Below are 1,312 nucleotides of genomic sequence, written 5' to 3' on the forward strand. Positions count from 1 at the left end.
GAACTAAAGGCATTATCTATATTGGACCTTGATGAGTCATACGGTAAGTTTGATTACATAGTTTGTCACGGCGTATATTCATGGGTACCTGAAGAAGTACAAGATAAAATACTCGAAGTCTGTAATAAACTGCTAAATCCGAACGGCATAGCTTTTGTAAGCTATAATACGCTCCCGGGCTGGAATATGCAGGGAACAATACGTGAAATGATTATGTTCCATTCAGAGCTATTTAATACTAGCCATGATAAATTACAGCAAGCTAAATTACTTTTAAAGTTCATTAATGACTCATTAGAAAGCTCCACAACGCCTTATTCTAATTTCTTACGAGATGAAACAAAATTATTATCTGCATATACGGACTCATATGTATTACATGAATATTTAGGCGAAATTAATACAGGTACATATTTTCACCAATTCATAGAAAAAGCTCAAAAAAATCATCTAAATTACTTAGGTGATAACCTCTACCAATCTAGAGGGAATAGAAAATTTTGCAACTAAAGCACAATTGATTAAGTTATAGTTTGTGTAATAATGTCATTCCTAGCTAAAAGCGGTGTTGTTTCATGGTTCTTATGTCATTCTTGATTTTTATCGCACCTCTTAAAAAACCAAAATAACTATTATTATTTTTCATAAAATAAAATTACACTTCACTTACATATTATATGAGCATTAGTTAAATTTAAAGTTTTTTGTATATAAATATATTGCTTAATCTTTTGAAACTGCTTAAAATTAATTTTTAATTTATGTAAATACTATGACAAAACAAGCTAATAAAATATCCTATGATGAAGTACCTTATTCTTCATTTACTTTCAGTTATACCTCCCCACCTTATTTAAGAACTATCGGCAAGCTATTCGGGCTAAACCCTCCACCTCTTGAAACTGCTAAAATACTTGAACTCGGTTGTGGAATCGGTGTTAATCTGCTTAACTTTGCTGAAACATATCCTAAATCACAATCTCTAGGTGTTGACTTATCCAAAACACAAATAGAATTAGGTAAAAAAATTATCAGTGATTTGAAAATAAAAAATGCCGAACTAAAGGCATTATCTATATTGGACCTTGATGAGTCATACGGTAAGTTTGATTACATAGTTTGTCACGGCGTATATTCATGGGTACCTGAAGAAGTACAAGATAAAATACTCGAAGTCTGTAATAAACTGCTAAATCCGAACGGCATAGCTTTTGTAAGCTATAATACGCTCCCGGGCTGGAATATGCAGGGAACAATACGTGAAATGATTATGTTCCATTCAGAGCTATTTAATACTAGCCATGATAAATTA

Annotated in this window: 1 protein-coding gene and 1 pseudogene; both read left to right on the plus strand. The window is 31.8% G+C overall.

All coding sequences use genetic code 11. The features are described 5' to 3' along the window. Window positions 1-468, plus strand: a pseudogene (locus O6R16_RS07915) (methyltransferase regulatory domain-containing protein); the annotation flags it as partial. 304 nt (window positions 469-772) lie between these two features. Then, window positions 773-1,312 (plus strand): methyltransferase domain-containing protein (locus tag O6R16_RS07920; RefSeq protein ID WP_499680698.1); only part of this gene is annotated, 540 nt, incomplete at its 3' end.

Source organism: Candidatus Rickettsia tasmaniensis (genome assembly GCF_036857515.1).
Taxonomy (GTDB): Bacteria; Pseudomonadota; Alphaproteobacteria; order Rickettsiales; family Rickettsiaceae; genus Rickettsia; species Rickettsia rickettsii.